The organism is Microvirga medicaginis, assembly GCF_052658925.1.
This window is the reverse complement of record NZ_JBQWEL010000027.1, coordinates 41,365-63,315: the sequence shown is the minus strand read 5'-3', so window position 1 is coordinate 63,315 and position 21,951 is coordinate 41,365. Positions and strand designations below refer to the sequence as shown.

At 62.4% G+C, this 21,951-nt stretch carries 22 protein-coding genes and 2 pseudogenes; 10 read left to right on the top strand and 14 right to left on the bottom strand.

Translation table 11 applies throughout. The annotated features are described in order from the left end of the window. The 3 genes and pseudogenes from ACUXUR_RS23930 to tnpA form a co-directional block, all read right to left on the bottom strand. A pseudogene (locus ACUXUR_RS23930) lies at window positions 1-186 on the bottom strand (hypothetical protein); the annotation flags it as partial. A gap of 44 nt (window positions 187-230) precedes the next feature. Continuing rightward, complete coding sequence (gene tnpB, locus ACUXUR_RS23925; RefSeq protein ID WP_445504850.1) at window positions 231-584, bottom strand: IS66 family insertion sequence element accessory protein TnpB; 354 nt, start codon at window positions 582-584, stop codon at window positions 231-233. Beyond that, window positions 568-1,011 carry an IS66-like element accessory protein TnpA gene (tnpA, locus tag ACUXUR_RS23920; protein WP_445504849.1) on the bottom strand — a complete coding sequence of 148 codons (444 nt, stop codon included), beginning with the start codon at window positions 1,009-1,011 and terminating at the stop codon, window positions 568-570. The genes tnpB and tnpA overlap by 17 nt, the downstream gene beginning before the upstream one ends. A 267-nt stretch (window positions 1,012-1,278) precedes the next feature. Between tnpA and ACUXUR_RS23915 the strand changes: the two genes are divergently transcribed. Continuing rightward, a complete protein-coding gene (locus tag ACUXUR_RS23915; protein WP_445504848.1) occupies window positions 1,279-1,485 on the top strand; it encodes a cold-shock protein in 207 nt (68 codons plus the stop codon). A gap of 364 nt (window positions 1,486-1,849) precedes the next feature. Here the strand turns inward: ACUXUR_RS23915 and ACUXUR_RS23910 are convergent, their stop codons facing one another. Beyond that, window positions 1,850-2,119, bottom strand: a complete 270-nt coding sequence (locus ACUXUR_RS23910) for a hypothetical protein (RefSeq protein ID WP_445504847.1) — start codon at window positions 2,117-2,119, stop codon at window positions 1,850-1,852. Between ACUXUR_RS23910 and ACUXUR_RS23905 the strand changes: the two genes are divergently transcribed. Further along, window positions 2,118-2,594, top strand: coding sequence for an integrase core domain-containing protein (locus ACUXUR_RS23905; protein ID WP_445504846.1), 477 nt, complete (start codon window positions 2,118-2,120; stop codon window positions 2,592-2,594). The genes ACUXUR_RS23910 and ACUXUR_RS23905 overlap by 2 nt on opposite strands. A gap of 69 nt (window positions 2,595-2,663) precedes the next feature. On the opposite strand, the gene ACUXUR_RS23900 is transcribed toward ACUXUR_RS23905, so the two are convergent. The 6 genes from ACUXUR_RS23900 to ACUXUR_RS23875 form a co-directional block, all read right to left on the bottom strand. Beyond that, the gene (locus tag ACUXUR_RS23900; RefSeq protein ID WP_445504845.1) at window positions 2,664-3,605 is read right to left on the bottom strand and encodes a threonine ammonia-lyase; all 942 of its coding nucleotides are present in this window, start codon (window positions 3,603-3,605) and stop codon (window positions 2,664-2,666) included. Continuing rightward, on the bottom strand, window positions 3,602-4,633 hold the full coding sequence (locus tag ACUXUR_RS23895) for a succinylglutamate desuccinylase/aspartoacylase family protein (RefSeq protein WP_445504844.1): 1,032 nt from the start codon (window positions 4,631-4,633) through the stop codon (window positions 3,602-3,604). The genes ACUXUR_RS23900 and ACUXUR_RS23895 overlap by 4 nt, the downstream gene beginning before the upstream one ends. A gap of 98 nt (window positions 4,634-4,731) precedes the next feature. Further along, window positions 4,732-5,514: a transporter substrate-binding domain-containing protein gene (locus tag ACUXUR_RS23890; RefSeq protein ID WP_445504843.1), complete on the bottom strand. Its 783-nt coding sequence runs from the start codon at window positions 5,512-5,514 to the stop codon at window positions 4,732-4,734. Between the two features lie 23 nt (window positions 5,515-5,537). Beyond that, window positions 5,538-6,269: an amino acid ABC transporter ATP-binding protein gene (locus ACUXUR_RS23885; protein WP_445504842.1), complete on the bottom strand. Its 732-nt coding sequence runs from the start codon at window positions 6,267-6,269 to the stop codon at window positions 5,538-5,540. After that, window positions 6,256-6,906, bottom strand: coding sequence for an amino acid ABC transporter permease (locus ACUXUR_RS23880; protein ID WP_445504841.1), 651 nt, complete (start codon window positions 6,904-6,906; stop codon window positions 6,256-6,258). The genes ACUXUR_RS23885 and ACUXUR_RS23880 overlap by 14 nt, the downstream gene beginning before the upstream one ends. After that, the gene (locus tag ACUXUR_RS23875; protein WP_445504840.1) at window positions 6,903-7,565 is read right to left on the bottom strand and encodes an amino acid ABC transporter permease; all 663 of its coding nucleotides are present in this window, start codon (window positions 7,563-7,565) and stop codon (window positions 6,903-6,905) included. Before ACUXUR_RS23875 ends, ACUXUR_RS23880 begins: the two co-directional genes overlap by 4 nt. Window positions 7,566-7,702: 137 nt before the next feature. On the opposite strand from ACUXUR_RS23875, the gene ACUXUR_RS23870 reads away from it, so the two are divergent. After that, window positions 7,703-8,500, top strand: coding sequence for an IclR family transcriptional regulator (locus ACUXUR_RS23870; RefSeq protein WP_445504839.1), 798 nt, complete (start codon window positions 7,703-7,705; stop codon window positions 8,498-8,500). Window positions 8,501-8,611: 111 nt separating this feature from the next. On the opposite strand, the pseudogene ACUXUR_RS23865 reads toward ACUXUR_RS23870, so the two are convergent. The 3 genes and pseudogenes from ACUXUR_RS23865 to ACUXUR_RS23855 form a co-directional block, all read right to left on the bottom strand. Next, a pseudogene (locus ACUXUR_RS23865) lies at window positions 8,612-9,694 on the bottom strand (D-TA family PLP-dependent enzyme). A gap of 12 nt (window positions 9,695-9,706) precedes the next feature. After that, window positions 9,707-10,168, bottom strand: a complete 462-nt coding sequence (locus ACUXUR_RS23860) for a RidA family protein (protein ID WP_445504854.1) — start codon at window positions 10,166-10,168, stop codon at window positions 9,707-9,709. A gap of 14 nt (window positions 10,169-10,182) precedes the next feature. Further along, on the bottom strand, window positions 10,183-11,316 hold the full coding sequence (locus ACUXUR_RS23855; RefSeq protein ID WP_445504838.1) for an amidohydrolase/deacetylase family metallohydrolase: 1,134 nt from the start codon (window positions 11,314-11,316) through the stop codon (window positions 10,183-10,185). Between the two features lie 224 nt (window positions 11,317-11,540). Between ACUXUR_RS23855 and ACUXUR_RS23850 the strand changes: the two genes are divergently transcribed. From ACUXUR_RS23850 to ACUXUR_RS23820, 7 genes are all read left to right on the top strand, one after another. Further along, window positions 11,541-13,106 carry an ABC transporter substrate-binding protein gene (locus ACUXUR_RS23850; protein ID WP_445504837.1) on the top strand — a complete coding sequence of 522 codons (1,566 nt, stop codon included), beginning with the start codon at window positions 11,541-11,543 and terminating at the stop codon, window positions 13,104-13,106. A 74-nt stretch (window positions 13,107-13,180) separates the two neighbouring features. Further along, window positions 13,181-14,122 carry an ABC transporter permease gene (locus ACUXUR_RS23845; RefSeq protein WP_445504836.1) on the top strand — a complete coding sequence of 314 codons (942 nt, stop codon included), beginning with the start codon at window positions 13,181-13,183 and terminating at the stop codon, window positions 14,120-14,122. A 2-nt stretch (window positions 14,123-14,124) separates the two neighbouring features. Beyond that, window positions 14,125-14,973 (top strand): ABC transporter permease, encoded by an 849-nt coding sequence (locus ACUXUR_RS23840; RefSeq protein ID WP_445504835.1) that lies wholly within the window; start codon window positions 14,125-14,127, stop codon window positions 14,971-14,973. Window positions 14,974-14,975: 2 nt separating this feature from the next. Further along, the gene (locus ACUXUR_RS23835) at window positions 14,976-15,974 is read left to right on the top strand and encodes an ABC transporter ATP-binding protein (RefSeq protein ID WP_445504834.1); all 999 of its coding nucleotides are present in this window, start codon (window positions 14,976-14,978) and stop codon (window positions 15,972-15,974) included. Continuing rightward, entirely contained in the window at window positions 15,971-16,948 is a 978-nt protein-coding gene (locus ACUXUR_RS23830; RefSeq protein ID WP_445504833.1) for an ABC transporter ATP-binding protein, read from the top strand. The genes ACUXUR_RS23835 and ACUXUR_RS23830 overlap by 4 nt, the downstream gene beginning before the upstream one ends. After that, window positions 16,945-17,910, top strand: coding sequence for a MurR/RpiR family transcriptional regulator (locus ACUXUR_RS23825; RefSeq protein ID WP_445504832.1), 966 nt, complete (start codon window positions 16,945-16,947; stop codon window positions 17,908-17,910). Before ACUXUR_RS23830 ends, ACUXUR_RS23825 begins: the two co-directional genes overlap by 4 nt. Before the next feature lie 462 nt (window positions 17,911-18,372). After that, entirely contained in the window at window positions 18,373-19,341 is a 969-nt protein-coding gene (locus tag ACUXUR_RS23820) for an IS5 family transposase (RefSeq protein ID WP_445504831.1), read from the top strand. Here the strand turns inward: ACUXUR_RS23820 and ACUXUR_RS23815 are convergent. Beyond that, window positions 19,240-21,879: an ATP-binding protein gene (locus tag ACUXUR_RS23815; RefSeq protein ID WP_445504853.1), complete on the bottom strand. Its 2,640-nt coding sequence runs from the start codon at window positions 21,877-21,879 to the stop codon at window positions 19,240-19,242. The genes ACUXUR_RS23820 and ACUXUR_RS23815 overlap by 102 nt on opposite strands. Window positions 21,880-21,951 lie beyond the last annotated feature (72 nt).

Sequence of the window (21,951 nt, the reverse complement as noted above, 5' to 3'; positions counted from 1 at the left end):
TGCACAATCCGATCCGCGCAACAAAACCGCAAAACGATGCAATTGCGCGAGCGCCAGTTCTTCCTCGAGCTTGAACACGCGCTGCGCAAGGATTTCCCTCTCAGCCTTCAGCGCGGCGATTTCGGCAGCATTGGCCGCCAGAAGCGCCATCAACTCCGCAACGGTCGGGGGGCCGGTTCGATTCATCGCAGTCTTGAATCGGAAGCCTTCCCCGACGTCAACGGCCAAGTTCAGCCGACAAACTGATATTGCCGCACCGGATGGCGGACCATCGCGTCGAGATCAATGCCGTCGAGCAGCCAGTGCAATTGCTCGGCGTTAAGCGACACCACCGTCTCCTGCCGCCGAGGCCAGCGGAACTTGTCTTCCGTCAGCGCCTTCAGCACCAGCACAAAGCCCGACCGATCGAAGAACAGCAACTTTATCCGGGTGCGACGGCGATTGCAGAAGGCAAACACCGCGCGCTCGAACGGGTTGTGGCCCATCGACTGCTCGACCAGGATCGCAAGGCTGTTGATCCCCGCCCGGAAGTCGATCGGATCCCGGTGAAGATAGACGCGCAGATCATCAGCCAGCCGGAACATCGCAACGTCCCAGCGCTTCGATCATCGCCGACAGAACCTGCGCATCCACATCTTCAAGCTCAAGCCGCACACCGTTCGGCAGCGACGCCTTCACGCGGACGCATGCCGATGGCGGCCGAGCTGACGTGGTCGGCAGCCGCGCCATCGGCGCGGTCTCAACCACCGGAACGAAGGCCGACGGCGCGCAGCTACGCATAACCGGCAACGCTTTCTCGGTCGCCTTCCGGTCCTGGCGCAGCTTGACCCACTTGCGCAATTGATTAGCGTTGATCCCGTGCGCCAGCGCGAGCCCTGCAACCGACACCCCCGGCTCAAGGCATGCATCGATCAAGCGCTCCTTCTCAACCGAATTAAACCACCGCTTCCCGTTGCGAGGAACCCTGACAACCCTCAGCTGCCCCGGAAGGTCCGCGCTATTCAATGTCATTGCGTCCACAGTCTCCATTGCGGACACAGACTCCATCACTGCTTCATCAATGAAAAGGTGCGGAGATTTGCGCGCTTACGTCTCTTGTGCGCCCGCCGACAAGCGTCGTCCAGCTATCCAAAGGTGTCGAGGCCTTGAGGAGGATCATGCCGTTGATGCTTGCCAACCCTTGGGACCGCAACTAGCCTTCCGTCGCTGGGATCGGGCGGCACAGGCAGAATGGCCGAAAGGCACCATTCGCGCAGCAGAGAGGGACTATAGACGACAATGGCGACGGGTACTGTGAAGTGGTTCAACGAGACCAAAGGCTACGGCTTCATTCAGCCGGACACCGGCGGCAAGGATGTGTTCGTGCACATCAGCGCGGTGGAGCGGGCCGGCCTCAGAGGCTTGAGCGAAGGGCAGAAGATCTCCTACGAGATCCAGTCCGACCGCAGGACGGGCAAGGAGGCGGCGGTCGACCTGAAGGTTTAGGACGCTTCACCCCATGAGGCGGATTGGCCGCTGTCAGACCGGCCGCTCCTGTTGGGGAGCGGCCTCTTTTGTTGTGCCCTATCCGGTCGAGCAAACCCCACTTCAGCGACAGGCGGCCTTGCTGGATCACCTCTATCTTTGGCTCGTTTCATCCGTGCTTGCGCCCGATCCCGTGAGATGGCTACTTCAGAGGTCGGATCATCCTGCAGCCACTTTTCGCGCCTGAGCACTGCTCGCGCAGAGCGTCTTCGAACTCCTTCTTCAGCGTTCTCCAGTGAAGTCGGCTGCGCATCAGCCCGACCCGTCAGCCGCTCCCGTGACGATGTCCAAAGGACCTCGATCGTGAGGCCTCACCGCAGAGCGGCTAGCTCGGTGGAGTGGCACACGCCATGATGAGGTCTTCATAGCGGGCACGGGCTTTCTCCAGCACCCTCTCCTGTCGCTCCGGCGGAATGCCAACCAGTCGGGTTCGGGCCATGGCCCGCATGCCATTCTCAAGCCAAGTTCGGAAGAACACCTCCCGTGGAATGCCCTCCTTCTCGGCCAGGGTCGCAATCGACCGCACGATGAAGACCAGCGCCTGATCGGTCGCCAGGAGCTCCGCCGTCAGGTCTTCCTGTTCCTCATTGGTCATGGTCATCTCCAATTGTTCGCGCCCAGGCAGAATCTCGCAATCTCCGGCGGAGAGCGAGCTGGATCATGCAGCGTCATCGGGCGCGCAAGAACGGCAGGGTGGAGATCCGGTGCCAACCCGTCCTGGTGGGAGACAGGCTTGCCGAGATTGGCAGGTTTGGTTCGCATCAGTGCCCTTGGCCGAGCCGATAAGTCGTAAGACCACGCGCTCCAGCCGATCATCAGATGGCCATCGGGCGCGGGCTGACGGCATCATGGAACGCTTCCACAAGACGGTGCTGGGCGAGTTCTATCGGGTGGCCCTCCGCAAGAAGATCTATGGCTCGATGGCGGAGCTGCAGAGCGATCTGGGTGCCTGGGTGAGGAGTTATAATGAGGAGCGGCCGGATCAGGGGCGGTGGTGCTTTGGCAAGACGCCGATGCAGACCTTCCTGGATGCGGTGCCGTTGGCAAAGGAGAAAATGATTGCAGCCTGATCCTGTCGGACAGGCTCAATCCGATCACTCTCTGACGCCGGCTGCCCGATCAAATACCGACTACGACAGCTATGTCATACCGTCTGTTCCGGCGCCACAGATCAGTGCGCAGACATAAGCGCTTCGTGAATGAGGGATTTTTCCGGCCTTCAAGGCTGCGATCGATGCTGCCCCCGAAAGATCGGCTGCAATGCCGAACTCGAACCAGAGCCAGCGGGCCGCAGCCTGCATCTCGTCGTCGGTAACGAGAATAATGTCATCGACATTGCGGCTCACCGCTTCGAAGATAGCCTCGTCCGTTCGTCGGCAGGCCATTGTCGGCACCCGCGTGCTGATATTGTCAAGCGTGACCAGGCGCTGCGCATCTAGGCAGGCTCGCAACGTGGGAGACCCGACCGGCTCGATTCCGATCACTTTGACCTGAGGGCGTCGAGCCTTCACGGCGGTAGAAAGGCCAGCAATGAGCCCGCCTCCCCCAATTGCGACCAGGATGGTATCGACGTCCGGCATGTCGTCCAATATCTCGAATCCCAGCGTGCCTTGGCCTGCGACGACAACAGGGTCGCTGAATGGGTGCACGTAAGTCGCGTCGGTTTTAGCCGCGAAAGTCAGGGCGGCCTCGTTGGCCTCATCCCACACGGAGCCGACGATTTCGACGGATGCGTTCCACCCTTTCAGCTTCGCCACCTTGTCGGGAGCGACATTGGAGGGCAGGAAAATCTTGGCCGTGACGCCCGCCACATAGGCGGTCCGCGCAATAGCCAGTCCATGGTTGCCGCCAGAGGCTGTCACCAGCCCGTGCCTCAGTTTTTCCGGCGGCAGGGTCTTCACCCGGTTCATGGCGCCTCGCGCCTTGAACGAGCCGGCCACCTGGAGGAGCTCGAGCTTGAGCGTGACGCGGCCCTTAAGCCTGCTTGCGTCGCGCATCTGCATGGCCGGCAGGATTGGAGTGCGCCGGATGAAAGGGGCAATGCGCTCCTGCGCGGACAGGATGTCGTCGATTGTGATCACGACAGAGCTCCTCGATAGGGTGCCGCCACGACGAGGCAGCAGTTTCCCGGCCGCACCCGTCCGGGTTGCCTTCGGCCATAGAGGATGCCGTCGGCCGCGTAGTGCAGTGTCTCGGGAGCACGAGTGGGATCCCACGTGCAATGGATCCGTCCAGCCGGCTCGCCCGCCCTCACGGCGGTACCATTTGGGTGGAACGGCTCAAAGATCCCATCGGCGGTGGCGAATACATAGGCCGCCGTTCCCGGCAATTCGAAGAGTTGCCCATCGTTCCGGCGGGGCATGATGTTGTCAGACGGCAGAACGCCCAAGTGGGCCAGCACGTTGTAAACGCCGCGACGACAGACCTCGAGCGCCTCGAGGGAAACGGTGCCGCCGCCGCCCATCTCCGATCCCACCGTCACGAGGCCAGAACGGCAGGCGGCGGCGGTAGCCGTTCGCGGTTCGCCCAGATTGCTGATCACCACTGTCATGGGCGCATCGAAAGCCTGCACCGCAGCAATGTTGCGGCGATGAAGTTCCGGATCGGTGGTCGGCTCGATGATGGCGCTCGGAATGATGTCGAGGGACGAGCCGCCCGAATGGAGGTCGATGAAGGCGTCGGCCAGCGGATAAATGTGATCCGCGACATAGGCCGCGATCTGCTGCGTGATCGTTCCACGCGGATCGCCCGGAAAGGTACGGTTGAAGTTCAAGCCGTCGACCGGCGAGGTCCTCTGCCCAGCCACGACCGCATGAACATTGTTGGCGGGCATGAGGATGAGACGGCCCTGGATCCGCCCGGGATCCAAATCGCGGATCATGTCGCAGATCGTGATCGGCCCCTCGTATTCATCACCGTGATTGCCGCCTTCGAGGACCACGGTCGGGCCATCGCCGTTCTTGATGACAGCGACCGGTACCCGCGTGACACCCCAAGCGTCATCGTGGGGCGAATGCGGGATCATGATGAAACCGACCTGCTTGCCGTTTCGGTCAGGGTCGACAGTGATGAAGGCGCTCGAAGGCCTGGGCTGGGAGACAGCGGACATGATGCTCACGGGATCACGCAAGCGGGCGCGGAGCACGTCCGGCCGAGCCTGCTGGAAAGGAGGTGCCGGGCGGAGGCCGCCCGGCGGATTGCGGTGCCTCAGAGAGACGGCAATGGATCCATCGGCATATCGAGATACTTGCGGTGCAGTCGATCGAGTTCGCCGTTCATCGTATTGAAAAAGATGAAGCCGTCGAGCCAGCGGACCAGATTGTGCTGGTCCATTTGTACACCCATATGGGCCGGGCTGCGCCGGATCGTGAACTTGCGCTCGAATTCCTTGTTCGGATTCTGCTTGGCGAGTGCTTGGGCAACGATGCTGTTGGTGGCAATCAGGTCGGCCTGGCCGGAAATATAAGCGGCCGCCGCGGTGGCGTCGTCCTCGGTGCGCATCAGGTTCGCCTTTGGGTTCGCCGCGCTGATGGCGAGTTCCTGGGTCGTGCCCTTGGCCGCAGCGACTTTGAGCGAGCCCAGCTTGTCAGGACCGGAGACCTCGGCGGCCTTGGCCCCGTAGACCGCCAGGAAGGTGTTGGCGTACGGCGCAGTGAACTGGATCTGCTTGGCGCGTTCCGGCGTGAGCCCCATCACCGAGATGACGATGTCCACCTTGTCGGTGAGCAGGAACGGGATGCGGTTGGCTCCGGTGATCTGCTGCATCTCGAGTTTGACCCCGAGCGCCTTCGCGACCATCTCGGCCATCTCGATATCGAAGCCGATGGGATTGCGATTGGCATCCTGCGAGCCGAAGGGTGGCGCATCGAGCGGCACGCCGATGCGGACCACGCCCTTCGAGAGAATGTCCTGGAGCTTGTCGGCTCGGGCTTCGGCGGCGCCGAAAATCCCGATCGCGATGGCGGCAAGTGCCGCAAAGATCGAGCGCATTGTCGTGTTCCTCCTGATTGTCCTCAGTGCAGGACTGCGCTGAGGAAGGTTTCGAGCTCCCGGGTGCGCGGACTGGCGAGCGTGGCGGCGGCCGCGCCCTCCTCCCAGATCTGGCCCTGGTGCATGAACACCACCCTGGAGCCGAAACGGCGTGCGAAGCCGATCTCGTGGGTGACCAGAATCATGGTCATGCCCTCCTTCGCCATGGCTTCGAGAACCTTGAGGACTTCTCCGGTGAGCTCAGGATCGAGCGCGGAGGTCACCTCGTCGAACAGCATGACCTGCGGATGCATGGCGAGCGAGCGTGCAATTGCGACGCGCTGCTGCTGTCCGCCCGACAACTGATCGGGGTAGGCATCGAGCTTGTCCTCCAGCCCAACGCGCTGCAGGACGTCGCGAGCCAGCTCGCGGGCTGCCCGCGGGTCCTTTCCCTTCACGATCCGTGGCGCAAGAGTGATGTTGTCCGCCACGGAGAGATGCGGAAAGAGATTAAAGCTCTGGAACACGATGCCGACCCGCTGGCGCAGGCTGCGGAGGTCGGTCGCCGGATCATTGACTTTCACTCCATCGACGATGATCTCGCCGCCCTGGATGTTCTCGAGACCGTTAATGCAGCGGAGCATCGTGCTCTTCCCCGAGCCCGAGCGCCCAAGCACCGCGATAATCTCCCCCTTCTCGACTGCCAGCGACACGTCGTTCAGCACGGTCAGGTCGCCGTAGCGCTTGGTAATTCGGTTCAGTTCAACGAGCGCCATTCGACTTCCGCTCAAGCGAGCGGCTCCATTGGGTCAGAGGGAAGCACATCGTGAAGTACAGCGCCGCCACCGTCAGATAGACCGTGAAGGGGCGGAACGTGGCGGCGGAGGTGAGCTGTCCCTCGCGGGTGAGTTCAACGAGCCCAATGGTCGCGGCAAGGGACGTGTTCTTGATCAACTGGACGAGAAAGCCGACGGTCGGCGGAGTGGCCACTCGGATCGATTGTGGGACGATAACGTGGCGAAGCTGCTCGAAGAAGGAGAGCCCCAGAGACGCACCGGCCTCCCACTGCGTTTTCGAGATCGAGATGAGCGCCCCTCGCCAGATCTCGCCGAGGAAAGCGCCTCCATAGATGGAGAAGGCAACCGCCGCCGCGATCCAGGCGTTGACAGAAAGGCCGATGATAGACAGCCCGAAGTAGAGCGCGAACAGCCACACGAGCAGCGGCGTACCTTGAACCACCTGGATGTAGAAAGCGGCGAGCCAGCGAAGAGGTGTTAACGGCACCACGCGAAGAACTGCGACGATCATTCCGACCAGAGCGGCCCCGATGAAGGCGACTGCGGTCAGCATCAGCGTCCAGCGCGCGGCGGCGATGAGATAGAGAACATCGATAAGGTCGAAGGAGCGGATCATCGTCTTGCAAACGCCCAGTGATAGATCAGGGCGAACAGCCCTCTGAAGAGGAAGGCGAGCGCGAGATAGAGCGCGCCGATTACAATATAGACCTCGAAGTCGCGGAACGTGCGCGATTGCACGATAGACGCGGCGTGGAAGAGGTCGGGAACCGAGATTTGCGACACGATGCTTGTCGCCAGCATGAGAAGAACGAACTGGCTCGATAGCGCCGGCACCATAGCCTTCAGCGCCGGGAACAACACAATGTGGCGGAAGACCTGGAGTCCCGAGAGACCCAGCGAGGAGCCAGCCTCGATTTGCGCGCGCGGCACCGCCTCGAGACCCGCGCGAACGATCTCGGTGGTGTAGGCCCCCAGGTTTATGACGAGCGCGATCGCTGCCGCCGTCATGCCGTCGAGCCTCAGGCCGAGACTTGGAAGGCCGAAGAAGATCAGGAAGAGCTGAACCAGCAGTGGCGTGTTGCGGATCGCCTCGACATAGGCGACGACCAGGCGGCGCAACACCAGATGACCATAGATTTGTGCGGCCGCAAACGTGATGCCAATCGCCAGCCCTCCAAGCATGGCGGCACCGGAAAGGGTCAGCGTCACCAGCACACCATCGAGGAAGGCCTCCCAAGCCGCAAAGACATCGCGGAACTGGAGGCCGTATTTCATCGCACCGCCTCGGCAGAGCTCTTGCCGCCGGCTGGACAGCACAGGATCCAGGCATGTCTCAGCGATGCAAACATCGGCCTACCCCTATCGCAAGGGAAAGGCTAAGATAACTTCTTATTTGATGTCAAGTTTCATATATGAAGCACAAACCCGTGAAATCCTCCCTCTCCGCCGATACTGATCTCGTCCGCGCGGCCTATGCGGCTCCGGCGCTCGAAAAGGGGCTCGATATACTGGAGCTTCTCGCCGAGGCGGGAGAACCCCTCTCGACACGGGCCATCGCCGAACAACTCGGCCGGTCCAAGGGCGAGATTTTCCGCATGGTGTTTGTCCTGCAGCAGCGCGGCTATCTCGAGCGAGAGCCCGGCACTGAGCGTCTGGCACTCTCACGACGCCTCTTCGACCTCGGCATACGCACGCCGCGCGGCCGACAGCTGACCTCGGTCGTGTTGCCGCACATGGAGCGCTTCAGCGAGAACACCGGACAGGGCGCCCATCTCGTCGTCCTAAGCAGAGCCGAAACGGTTGTCGTGGCAACAACAGCAGGATATCTCGACGCAGGCGTCACGATCAGACTCGGTTACGGCCGTCCGGCCTTGGAGGCCAATTCCGGCCAACTCATCCTCGCGTTCCAGCCGGAGCATCGGCTGCATCTTCTGATGCGGGAGGCGTCGGAGGATGCGCAGCGCATGCTCGACATCCCTGAAACCCGCCGGCAACTTGCAGAGATCCGGGCCCGCGGCTATCAGATTGCGCCGAGCCGGGACATCGTCGCCGTGACGGATATCGCCTGCCCCATCATCGGACCCGCAGGTCATGCGGTCGCCAGCATCGTCGTTCCCTGCCTCCAGCGCCACGGAACACGGATCGACGAAATGGCAGTCCTTGATGCCCTGGGACGATGCTGTCGGGACGCCGGTGCGCAGCTTTCATAGGACCCGAGCATCTTCCGGCGAAGCCGAGGAGAAAATGCATCGAAAAACATCGGAGCGGCTTGCGATCCGGAAACGTGCCGACCGTTCTCGATGAGGCCTCTTGTCGCCGGTTCAGGTCAGGCGCCCGCGGGCAGCGACAGGCAGTTCACCGACGATTTCATCTCCCCGCACGGTGACCAAGCGGTCTACCATGTTGACCACCACGCAAACATGGTTCGGCACGATGCGGACGATGTCTCCAACTTTGGGCCGGTCCTTGCAGGCGGAGAGGTCGAGGAACCCGTGCTCCTCGGCAAAGCGGGCGATCCTGGCCTGCGGGTGCTCCAAGATCAGGCCATGCCCCTCGAGCCCGCCCGTGTCGCTCGTCAAGGTCTTCGATCCGGCATCGAGAATGCCGCGCTCGGGCCCGGCCCGGCTCACCACCGTGGCATAGACGGTGAGCGCGCAATCCTCCAGCCGCGCCACGCCAGCCGTCAGCATCATGCGGGCATTGAACACCGACGTCCCGGCCCGGTGCTCGGTTGCACCTTTGATTTTGCCGAGATTGAGCAGGTTGGGCGTGCCGCCCGAGGATACCATGCGCGGCTCAAGGCCGAGTTCCCTCACGCCGGCGGTGGCGGCATCCAGAAACGCCTGCGTCTCGGCCATGGCGTCCTCCGGCGGATACAGCATGAACCCGGCGAACGAGAGCCCCGGCCGGGACGCGATGTCCTTGGCCAGCGCGACAGCCTCGACAACGGTCTCGACCCCTGCCCGCTTGCGGCCGGTGTCGCATTACACGACTACGTCGAGATTGCACCCGGCGATCGCGGCGGCCTGCGGCAGGCCTGCCACGACGACCGGATTGTCGGCCGCGACCGTGACCTTGGCCCGCGCCAACAGTCGGCCGAGGCGGTTGAGCTTCTCCTCGCCCAGGATGTTGTAGGAGATCAGGATGTCGTCGTGACCGGCTTCGACCATGACCTCGGCTTCGCCGATCTTCTGACAGGTGATGCCCCGCGCGCCCGCGTCCCGCTGCATGGCGGCGATCACCGGGCTCTTGTGGGTCTTGATATGAGGGCGATTGGCCACAGCCGCCGCATCGCATAGGGCTTGCACCCGCGCGATATTCCGCTCCACCACATCAAGATCAATGACGACAGCTGGCGTCCCGAACTGACGGGCAACTTCTTCCTTGAGGGCCTGAATGCTCATGACGGCTCCTAATCAGTCGCGGATGAGGAGAATGGCTTCGATCTCGACCGTCATGCGATTGGGCAGCGAGCCCATGCCCACGGCGGAACGGGCATGCCGCCCGGCCTCGCCCAGCACCTCGACAAGCAGATCGGAGCAGCCGTTGATAACCTTGGAATGGTCGGAGAAGTCCGGTTCGGCATTGACCATGCCAAGCAGTTTGACCACCGCCTCGATGCGGCTCAACTCGCCGATGGCCGACTTGGCGACGGCCAGCAGGTTGAGCCCGGTCAGGCGGGCATCCTCGTAGCCTTCTTCGATGGTCGCATCGCGCCCGAGCCGGCCCGGCCGGTACGTGCCGTCGGCGCGCTTAGGCCCTTGGCCTGAGAGGTAGAGCAGATTGCCGACCCGGCGGTAAGGCACGTAATTGGCCACCGGCACCGGAGCATCCGGCAGCTTCAAGCCTAATGCGGCGAGCTTCTCTTCAGGTGTCATCATCAAATCTCCTCTTACGCTTCGTGCCACATCTGCCCGTTGATCACGACACCTCGTGCCGCGAGACGCATTGTTCCGGAAAGATGTTCGCCCACCGAATCCACATAATCGAAGGTGCCATCCTGAAGCTCCAGGATCGAGGCGTCGCCGGCGCTGCCAGGCCTGAAGCTACCGAGCTCCGGACGCCTGAGAGCCCTGGCTGGATTTTCGGTCGCCGCCTTGATCACCTCGGTCAGGGGCATGCCCAGACAGAGAAACTTCGACAGCGTGGTCAGCAGGTCGAAGGCAGGCCCGTCGATGCACAGAGCGTGCACGTCGCTGGAGATGCAGTCCGGCAGGAAGCCGTTGTCCAGCATGATCCGTGCCGTCTGGAAGGAGAAAGACCCCATGCCGTGTCCAATGTCGAAGATAACGCCCCGCTGACGGGCGTCCAGCACGGCCGGATGCACTTTGCCGTCCGAGGTTGCGGGTGTGTTCGGAAAGGGCCGGAAGCAATGGGTGAGGACATCACCTTCACGCAGGCGCTCGAGGACCTCCGGCAATGTCGGCGGCGGATGGTCGATATGCACCATCATGGGCATGTTCACGCGATCGGCTACCTGACGGCCGATATCCAACGGAACAATTCCTGAATTGCCCGAGGCGTGGAAGCCGACACGAACTTTGATGCCGGCGAGCGTATCGCGGTTCGCTTCGGCGACTTCGGCGGCATCGATCGGTGCCATGAGCCGCAGGTCACCGCTTTCTCCCACCATGACGCGCTTGGAGAAGCCGTAAATTCCGGCGAAGGAAACATTGAGATAGGCGATGATCCGCACCGGCGAGGGCTTGATCACGTGCTCGAGAAAGCCGGAATAATTGCCGGGGCCGGCACTTCCCGTGTCGACCAGGGTCGTGCATCCGCCGCGAGCCAGCACCAAGGGATCGACACCCAGCGACGTGCCGCCCCAGTAAACATGAGTATGAAGATCGATCAGCCCTGGCGTGACGATCCTGCCGCTCGCATCCTCGACCACGCGAGCGTTCTCGGAAAGATGATCGCCCACCGCAACGACCTTCCCGCCAAGGAAGGCGACATCGGTCACCCGGTCGATCGATTGAGATGGATCGATCACATGCCCATCCCGCAGAACGAGATCAAAACTCATCCGGAAAGATCCTTCTCTGGCTCCATCACGAGCGATGAAAGTAAATTACACATTCTGCCTGCTTTGATACAAGCGCCCGGCCCAGACCGTGAGTGACAAGGCGTAAAACCAGCACTATTTCGGGTCAAGGGAATTGACAGTCGACCAAACAGCTTAATAAATTTTCATCAACACCCATCTGAAACATAAGGGAACACGTTGGGTGGATATCGATGGAGGACTGCATGAAAGATCGTCAGGATCGCACGGGCACGCTCACGACGCGCGGGCTCGGCCTTGCTGCAACCGGAATGGCCGCAGCAGTAATGTTCGCGCCGAACCTCGTTTGGGCGCAGGCGACGACCAGCGCCAATCTTGCCATGGTCGGCGAGCCGCAATCTTTGGACCCGATGGTATCCACGGCCGATCTCGTCGGCCTGATCATGCAGCATGTCTACGAACCGCTGTTCACCTTCGACGCCGCATGGGCCATCAAGCCCATGCTGGCTGCCGAGATACCGAAGATCTCCGCCGACGGCAAAACCTACACGATCGAGATCCGCAAGGGTGTGAAGCTCCACAACGGACGCGATCTCGACGCTGAAGACGTCGTTGCCTCTCTCAAGCGCTGGGTCGAGATGACCCCGCGCGGCAAGGGACTCGCCAAGAGCATTGCCTCGATCTCCGCGAAAGGGCCGTCGACGGTCGAAATTGCTCTGACGGAAGTCCAGCCGGCGCTGCTGGCGCACCTTGCGCTTCCCTCCGGATTCGCCGCCATCATGGCGAAGGAGTCCATCGCCAATCCCCTCGTCGAGTTCATCGGCACAGGCCCCTACAAATTCCGCGAGCGTAAGCCGGATCAATACGTCGTTCTGGTGAAGCATGATGCCTACGCCTCCCGCAGCGAGCCTGCGAGCGGCTATGCAGGCAAGCGCGAAGCGAAGATCGATGAATTGCGCTTCATTCCCGTTCCGAACGCCAACACGCGCGTCGAGGGCGTCGTCGCGGGCCAGTATCAATTCGCCGACCAGCTTCCCGTCGAGAGCAACAAGAAGGTATCTTCGGCCTCCGGCGTCACGGCCGTCGTGACCATGCCCTACGGCTTCCCCTATATACCGACCAATACCAAGCAGGGCCCGCTGGCGGATGCGAAGGTCCGTCAGGCGCTCCAGATGGCATTGAATGCGGAGGAGCTTCTGCTCGCGGGCTTCGGCGATCCGAAATTCTATCAGGTCGCCGGCGAGCATTTCCCGAAAGGGTCCCCCTTCTACTCCGCCGCCGGTACCGACAAGTACAACAAGGGCGATGCAGAAGGTGCCAAGAAGCTGCTGGCGGAGGCCAAATACGATGGCGCCCCCATTCGCATCCTCAACTCCAAGCAATATGACTTCCATAACCGCATGGCGCTCGTCATGGCCGAGCAACTGAAGGCGGCCGGCTTCAATGTCACGCTCGACGTGGTCGATTGGGCCACCCTGATCCAGCGCCGTGGCGATCCGGCCCTGTGGGACGTCTACATCACCCACTCGGCGTTCCTGCCGGAGCCCATGCTGTCGCCGCCGCAACTCGGCGACGGTGCTCCGGGCTGGTGGAAGACGCCCGCAAAGGATGCGGCGCTCGCAGCCTTCAACAGCGAACCTGATCCTGCAAAGCGCGGCGCTCTCTGGAGTAAGGTTCAGCAGGTCGTCTACGACGAGGTTCCGTACATCCGTGTTGGCAATTTCGCATCACTGAGCGGCGTATCGGCGAAGATGAAGGGCTATACGCCGATGCCATGGCCGGCCTTCTGGAACGTCGAGATCGCCAAGTAAGCGAACTCTTTCCCCGAAAGACCAACGACAGAGACGGATTCATCGTCTCTGTCTCCTTCCCGGAGCAGGAAGCAATGTGGCTCAAGCTCGGCCGTCGTCTTGGCAGCCTCATCGTCGTCATGTTCCTGGTGGCGACGATGGTCTTCTTCCTCACCCGGCTCGCTCCGGGAGATCCGGCGGCGCTCATGCTGGGCGATCAGGCAACCGCGGAAGACATTGCGCGGCTGCGGGAGGTCTACGGGCTCGACAAGCCTGTCCTCGTGCAGTTCATTCTGTGGCTCAAGGAGATCGCGACCGGCAATCTCGGCCAGTCGATCTTCCTGCAGCGCCCTGTCATCCAGGCTATCGCAGAGCGTGCGGAGCCCACCTTCTTCCTGGCCCTCTTCTCCGTCTCCGTCGCCGCGCTGGTCGGCATTCCGGCCGGTATTGCCTCGGCCGTGTGGCGCGGGCGTCTGGTGGACCAGATCGTCAGCGGTCTCGCCATGCTGGCGGCGAATGTCCCGAGCTTCTGGCTTGGTCTCATCTTCATTCAGCTTTTCGCCGTCCGGCTCGGCTGGTTCCCGGTCGCCGGCTATGGTGAGCCAGGCGCACCGTTCATGGAGCGCATCCTTCATCTGGCGCTACCAGCCACTGTTCTCGGGATCGTCAACTCGGCCCTGATTGTCCGCTTCACACGAGCCAGCATGCTCGACGTGCTGAGCGACGACTATGTCCGCACCGCACGCTCGAAGGGCCTGTCCGAAGCACGCGTGGTTCTGCGCCACGCCTTCGGCAATGCACTCGTGCCGATCATCACCGTGGTGGGTCTCACGGCGGCCCTGCTGGTCGGTGGCGCCATTGTCACCGAGACCGTGTTCGGGCTTCCGGGCATCGGAAACCTCGTGGTGTCGGCCGTGCTGCGGCGCGACTATCCGGTCATCCAGGGGGCACTCATCGTCGTCGCCGGTATCTATGTGCTGATCAATCTCCTGATCGACATCATCTACACCTTCGTCGACCCTCGCGTGCGGTACTGATCATGGAACAGTCTTCTCTTCGTCTGTTCTTGCGCCGCATGTTCCGGCGCAAGCTCGTCTTCATCGCTTTCATCGTTTTGTGCGTCACCATGCTGATGGCACTCCTGGCTCCATGGATCGCGCCCTACGAGCCGACGGCGATCAAGGTCATTCGCCGCCTCAAGCCGCCGAGCGAGCTGAACTGGCTCGGCACCGACGAGTTCGGCCGGGATATTCTCTCCCGCATCATCTACGGTGCCCGCGCGTCACTCGGCATCGGGTTTGCCGTGGTGCTGGTGTCGATGACGTTCGGCACATTGTTCGGGCTCCTGGCCGGCTACTTCCGGTCTCTTGACGGTCTCATCATGCGGGTCGTCGATGCATTGATGGCGTTGCCCGACATTCTGCTGGCGATCTTCCTGGTGGCAGTCCTTGGAGCCTCCGCTTTCAACGTTGTGCTGGCTCTCTCCATTGTCTACACGCCGCGGGTGATCCGTGTTGTGCGCGCATCGACCCTGGTGATCCGCGAATTGCCGTTCGTCGAGGCTGCCCGCGCATTGGGTGTTTCGACACGCCGGATCCTGTCCATGCATATCCTCCTGAACGTCGCCTCGCCGGTTCTGGTGCAAGCGACGTTCATTTTCGCCTATGCCGTCCTGGCCGAAGCCGGACTATCCTTCCTGGGTGCAGGCGTGCCACCGGAGCTGCCGACCTGGGGGACCATGATCGCCTCTGGTCAGCAATATGCAGACCAGGCTTTTTGGGTGGTGCTCTTCCCGGGGCTCGCCATTGTGCTGGCTGCCCTTTCCCTGCAGGTCGTCGGCGACGGGTTGCGCGATATGCTCGATCCTAAATTGCGGAAGGCGCTATGAGCATGGATACGCCTTCTCTCCTCTCGATCCAGGATCTCGAAATCCGCTTTCGCACCGAAGACGGAGAGGTTACCCCGGTTCGTGGAGTGACGTTCTCCGTCGTGCCGGGAGAAACCGTTGCTCTCGTCGGGGAATCCGGCTCCGGGAAATCCGTGACGAGCCTTGCCACCATGGGCCTGCTTCCTCGCCCGGCTGGATGTGTCTCGGGAGGAAAAATTCTGTTCCGCCAGCGGTCCGGAAAGACTGTCGACCTCGCGGCGCTGCCCTCGTCAGACCTGCGCAGGCTGCGCGGCGCGGAGATCGCGATGGTCTTTCAGGAGCCGATGACGAGCCTCAACCCGGTTCTGACCGTGGGCGAGCAGATCGCCGAATCCGTTCGCCTGCACATGGGGCTCGGACATGCGTCCGCTCTCAAGCGGGCCGAGGAGATGCTCGATCTCGTGGAGATCCCGAACGCCCGGCGACGCGTCCACGAGTACCCGCACCAGATGTCGGGAGGGATGCGCCAGAGAGTGATGATCGCGCTGGCCATGTCCTGCAATCCGTCGCTGCTCATCGCAGACGAGCCGACGACGGCGCTCGACGTCACCATTCAGGCCCAGATTCTCGCGCTCATCCAAAGGCTGCAGCGGGAGATCGGCATGGGCGTGCTGTTCATCACGCATAATCTCGGGGTCGTTGCTGAAATCGCGGACCGGGTCACCGTCATGTATGCCGGGCAAGTGGTCGAGACCGGTTCGGTTGGAGAGATCTTCCGCACGCCACGGCACCCCTACACGAGTGCACTGCTGAACTGCCTGCCAGCCCGCGCCCAGCGTGGAGAGGACGGGCGCCGTGTGGTGCAGTCGATTCCCGGCTCGATCGGCAAGGTCGGTGACGGCTGCGCCTTCGCACCGCGCTGCGGCCACGCGACCGATCTCTGCCGCGTGGACTCGGTCCTGCTGGAAACCGAGATGGATCGCAGCGTGCGCTGCCTGAGATGGAGGGAGATCCCCGCATGAGCGCTTCGCCGCTTCTGGCCGTCGAAGGCCTGACGAAACATTTCGGCCGGGCGCCGCATCTCGTTCGCGCAGTCGAGGATGTCAGCTTCCATGTCGCCCCGGGCGAGGTGCTGGGATTGGTCGGCGAGTCCGGCTCGGGCAAAAGCACGATCGGCCGCCTTGTCCTGCGGCTCATCGATCCGACTTCCGGCATGATCCGGTTTGAGGGCGAGGACATCTCGAACCGTCCAGAACGGCAGCTGAAAGCGCTCCGCCGCAACGCGCAGATGGTTTTCCAGGATCCTTATGCGAGCCTGAATCCACGATTGCGTGTGCGCGACATCATCGGCGAGGCACTCGATGCTCATCGCCTCGCCACCGGAATCCGGCGCACCGAGCGGATCGGAGAGCTTCTGGAGACCGTCGGCCTGCCCGCCGCACACATGTCGCGCTTCCCGCATGAATTTTCCGGCGGCCAGCGTCAGCGTATCGGGATAGCCCGCGCCCTGGCCGTGGAGCCGAAGCTGATCGTCGCGGACGAGCCGGTTTCCGCGCTCGACGTGTCCGTTCAGGCCCAGGTGATCAACCTGATGCAGGATCTCCGGCAACGCTTCGGCTTGGCGATGTTGTTCATTTCGCATGATCTGGATGTCGTTGAGCTGATGTGCGACCGCATCGCGGTGCTCTATCTCGGCCGCATCATGGAGATAGGGTCGGCGATAGACGTTGCGTCGCGACCACGCCACCCCTATACGCGAGCCCTTCTCGCAGCTTCGCCGAAAGCCGACCCGGACGCACCGAAGATCCGTCGGATGCTGACGGGCGATATTCCCTCTCCCATGGCCCCTCCGTCAGGCTGCGTGTTCCGTACCCGGTGCCCGATGGCGACGGAGGAATGCGCACGCAACGTTCCGAAGCTGCGCTCGGCAGGGGGTGATCATAAATTCGCCTGCCACTATGACATGGCAAATGACGAAAGGCCTGCTGCGGCATGATTGACGCCGATCCTCTCCCCAGCGTGTCGCCAGATGCTGGCTCGGACATTCTGCGATCGATCAATACCAGCATCGACACCATGTCGGACGGCCAGCGCCGCATCGCTGCAATGATCCTGGAGAACCCACACTGGGCCATGCAGGCCAACGTGGAGGAACTCGCGGCAAAGGCGGGCGTCAGCGCCCCCACCATCGTACGGTTCGCCCGCACGGTTGGTTGCGACGGGTTGCGCGATCTGAAGCTGAAGCTAGCAGGCGCTCTAGCCGTCGGTGCTCCCTACCTGCATCGAAGCGTAACTCCGGGCGACAGCACTGCAGACGTCGTTCGCAATGTCGTCGGCAGCGTCACTTCGGTACTTGCCGATTGGCAGCACCAGATTGTTCCGGTTGATGTGGAGCGAGCAGCCGAAGCCATGCATCGCGCTCGCAGAGTCGATTGTTTCGGAACCGGGGCGACCTCGAACTTCCTTGCCGTCGACATGCAGGCGCGTCTGTTCCGCCTCGGCATCACGGCAAACGCGTTCTCTGACGCTCATCTGCAACTTGTCGCAGGCGCCATGCAGTCAGAGGAGGACGTGCTGTTCGCCATTTCCTTTATCGGCCGCATGCCTACCCTTCTGGAGGCTGTCGCGGTCGCCAAAGAGCGGGGTGCGACGGTTATCGCTCTGACCCAGACGAACGCTCCCCTCGCCGCGATGGCAGATATCGTGCTCGGCGTCGACGTTCCCAACGATGCGACCATGCGTGTCGGGAGTGACGCCTATGTCGTTCAATTGCTGATGATCGAGATCCTTATGGTGATCATCGGTCTCAAGCGCGGTCCGGCAACACTGAGCCGCCTCGGCGAGATCCACGATATCCTGCTGACCCACGGTGTCGACAGCGATGATCCTTCGCTGCTGCATTGGGGCTGGAGACAGGTCCTGCGGGATGAGAAAGATCAGGGGCTTGGCGAACATTGAAAGGGTTGATCGTTGGGACGACATCGTCATGTCTGGATGGTGCCCGTTTGGCGGCTCTGTTCTCTTATTCCGGGGATCTGGGTCAAGCCCTTGGAGCGGCGTCTTTGTATGTCTGGCTGATATCACTTGTCGGGTCATGGTTCTCTCCGGGGTCAGCATGGGCTGCCGCATGATGGGGTCGGAAGCGTCAGCCTCGCCATGTTGCATTCGCGGTCGACCTCATCTGTGTCTGAAGTCATGGCCGCAACAGTGCCCGCGCGATGGCTGCTGCCTCGTCCCGACAAGGGACATCACTCCGCCGGTCGGCGGATCTCTTGGTCTACGATCTCATGCCGGCAGTCCCTCCTTGTTGGACCAGCGGAAGTCGGTACCGTCGCGCCGCCTTGTTGCATGGATAGGCGATTTGGCAGCTGAAGCTGGATGGCATAGGAGGACTGCGCCCTTCTGATCCGGATTTCTACCGTGCCCTTCAAGGCTCATGCCGCTCGCCGTCACTACATTCCCAAACAGCGGCACCGGGTAACAAACTGGGCCGAGTACGATGCAGCCCTGCGCCAGCGCGGAAGCCTCACGGTCTGGTTCTCTGAGGAGGCGATTGCCGCCTGGCGGGCCGAGCCGCGCACGACACGAGGCGGTCAACGCCATTACTCAGCTCTAGCGATCAAGACAGCCCTGACCCTGCGGGCGGTGTTCCGGTTGGCACTGCGCCAAACCGAAGGTCTGATCGGCTCGGTCCTCCAACTCCTCGGTCTGGACCTGCCGGTGCCGGACCACTCGACCCTGAGCCGCCGCGCCGAAACCCTGGAGGTCCCAAAGCCACGTCCGAGCTCCAGAGGACGCGTTCACCTGCTGGTGGACAGCACAGGCCTGCGGCTCGGTGGGCCCGGGGAGTGGCTGATCGAGAAGCACGGGAGCCGCAGGCGCCGATCCTGGCGCAAGCTGCACATCGGGGTTGACGCGGCGACGGGACAGATCCTCGCGTCAGAGTTGACGCCCCATGATGACGATGATGGCGCACAGGTCGAAGCGTTGCTCGACCAGATCGCAGCTCCACTCGCCTCCTTCACAGGCGATGGCGCCTACGATCGGGAGGACATCTACGGTACCGTTGTCCAACGTCATCCTGATGCCGACGTGAGCGTTCCACCACGATCAACGGCAGTGCTGAGCGGGCATGTGGAGACAGCTCCAACCCAGCGCGATCGGCATCTCCAATGTATCCATGCGCATGGACGCATCGGCTGGCAGAAGACTTCCGGGTATACTCGTCGTGCCTTGGTGGAGTCGGCTATCAGCCGCTTCAAACGAGTGATTGGAAACGCCCTGCGCTCACGGACGGACCAGCGTCGCAGGACGGAGGTCACCATCGCCATTCATGCTTTGAACCAAATGCTTGAGCTTGGGCGTCCGAAGTCCGTCCGCATCGCCTAACCCAAAGGTATCGGGTGGGCGGAGTGCGTTCACCAACCGATCCATGCAACACGGTCGGTCATGGGTCTCAGCGATTTCGATGCTCTGTTCGATCTTACCGACCGCATCATTGAGACGGCCCGTACGGGCACGCGCCACGCCTAGCGTGTTGTAGGCTTGCGCCCGCGTAGCCGCCGTCTCAGGGATGCGCTCAGGGTCGGTTGTGAGCTCTTCCGCCCTCGCTGTTTCTATGAGTGCACGCTCGGCCCAGGCAATTGCGCCCGTATTGTCGCCAGCCCGAAACGCAAGCCGGCCGAGTTCCTGAAAGAGTTCTGCGCGCTCGATGTGACTCCCGTCCTCACCCAGCTTCTCGAGCCCTAACGCGAAGAAGGCATGGGCACGCTCCCGATCTCCGGATTCCCAGTACAGCCCCCCGATCTTGCGATGCAGGCGAGCAGTGCCCGCGCGATCTCCGGTCGCCTCTAGCGTCTGCCGGACCGCCTCATAGTGCGCAAGAGCCTCGGTCCGCTGCTCGGTGAGGGCCAGCAGATCCGCGAGTCGCTCCCGCACTGCATGCGCTTGATCATCGCAGGTCCGACCAGCAAGGGTCTGCAGGGCGCGCTGGTAATGGCGGATGGCATCAGCGTTGGCGTAAACCGCGCGGGCCCGGTCGCCGGCCGCTATAAGGTAGTGCGCACCCTTGGGCTTATGCTGATCTGGAGCAAGGCTCCAATGGTGGCCCAGCGCTTCGAGATCGCTCAGCTGCGAAGGCTGAGGACCGACAGCGCTCTCGAGCGCGCGCCCCGCCCGCTCATGCAACTCGCTCCGGCGAGAGAGGAGCAGATTCTCGTAGGCGACCTCGTGCATGAGCGCATGCGCGAAACGGTATCTCTTGCCCTCACGGCCGGGCCCGACTTCTTGGATTATCTCCGAGGCTACGAGCCGCTCGAGAGTGGCCTCAGTGCTCGTCTTATCAGTCGCAATAGCGTGGAGTAGCGCCTCTTCGAACACCAGTCCCAGCACGGCAGCTTCCTGGAGCAGGCGCCGAGCATCGGCAGGAAGCCAATCGACACGGGAGAGAAGGAGCCCGTGCAATGTCGGCGGAATATTCACCGCGTCGCAAGCCCGCGTACACGTCCAACGATCGCCCTGGCGGAGGAGCACTCCCATGCTCACGAGGTTGCGGACGATCTCTTCAGCAAACAGCGGGTTACCCCCAGCCCGCGTTGCAATCAAATGCTGTACCTTGGCAAGCGCGGCCTCTTCGATCTGACCGAAAAGGCCAGTCACCAACGCCTGGATTTCTTCACGAGAGAGTGGAGCGAGCCGGATGATGCTCTGAGACACCTGGGTGACGAGGTGGAGAGGTGCGTCGGGGCGATGCGAGACCAGCAACATCAAAGGCCGATCCGCCAAGTGGTCGACAATGTCTTGCAGCAGATCCACCGATGCCGCATCGGCCCAATGAAGATCCTCCACAATTATCAGGACCGGCGTCTGCTGAAGGCGCCGCTCGACCAGCGTGCGCGCGGCCAGCGCAATCTGGCGCTTGAGCTGCTCGGGATCCAGTTCGCTCTGGCGTGCCTCCTCGACTGCGAGCAAGTAGCTCAGCACCGGCACGATGGCCTCTGTTATCTCGGCCGGGGCTCCGAGCGAGCGGAGACCAACTGCTAGCTTCTGCCGCGCCACACGGAGCGAGTCGCCTGGCCCCACCTGATAGCCCTCGCGAAAAAGCGCCGCGAAGACACCATAGGGCGGCTCGCCCAAGGACGAGCAGTCGGCCCGGCGGACGGCCGTGCCGGCAAGCCTACCATCGCCCTCCAGCCGTTGCAGGAACTCCGAGATTAGCCGCGACTTGCCCGTGCCAGCCTCGCCGACGAGGCTAACAACCTGTGCCCGATCCTGCTGCATCCGGTCGAAGGCCGCGAGGAGCTGTTCCAACTCGTCAGCGCGCCCGACCATCAGGGATGCAAGCCCGTGAGTGGCAAGCCCGCGCGCCGACTGCGGTTCGGTCAGCACACTGAGTAGATGGTGGACCGCCATCGGCCCCGTTTTGCCGCGCAAAGTCAGTTCACCGGCCGTCCTAAAGGCAAAGCGATGCCAAGTGAGGGCATAGGTGGCTTCCGAAGCCAGGATTGTCCCCGGCGCTGCCGCTTCGAGAAGACGGGAGGCCGTGTTCACAGTATCGCCTGTCACGTCGTAGGCCGAGCTGCCAGCTTCTCCGAGGCTGCCGGCTACGACTGGTCCGGTGTGAACTGCGATATGCAGGATCACCGGCTGGCCAAGACGCGCCTCCCACTGCTCGTTCAGCACCGCGCAGCAGGACAACATGTCGAGCGCCGCATGGAGAGCTCGCGCAGGATCGTCCTCATGAGCGACTGGCGCCCCGAAGAAAGCGAGGACAGCGTCACCCAGGAACTTCGCGACAAAGCCACCATAGTGGGTGATCGCCTGGCCGAGTGCCTCAAATAGCGCATTCTGAAACGCTCGCACCTCCTCAGGGTCGAGACGTTCGCCTAGCGAGGTAAATCCGGTGAGATCTCCGAAAAGGACGGTCACTTGCCTTCGATCGGTTTCCCTACGCGGCACATCCCGCATTGTTGTCGGAGCAGCTTCGATCTGTCCGGCTTC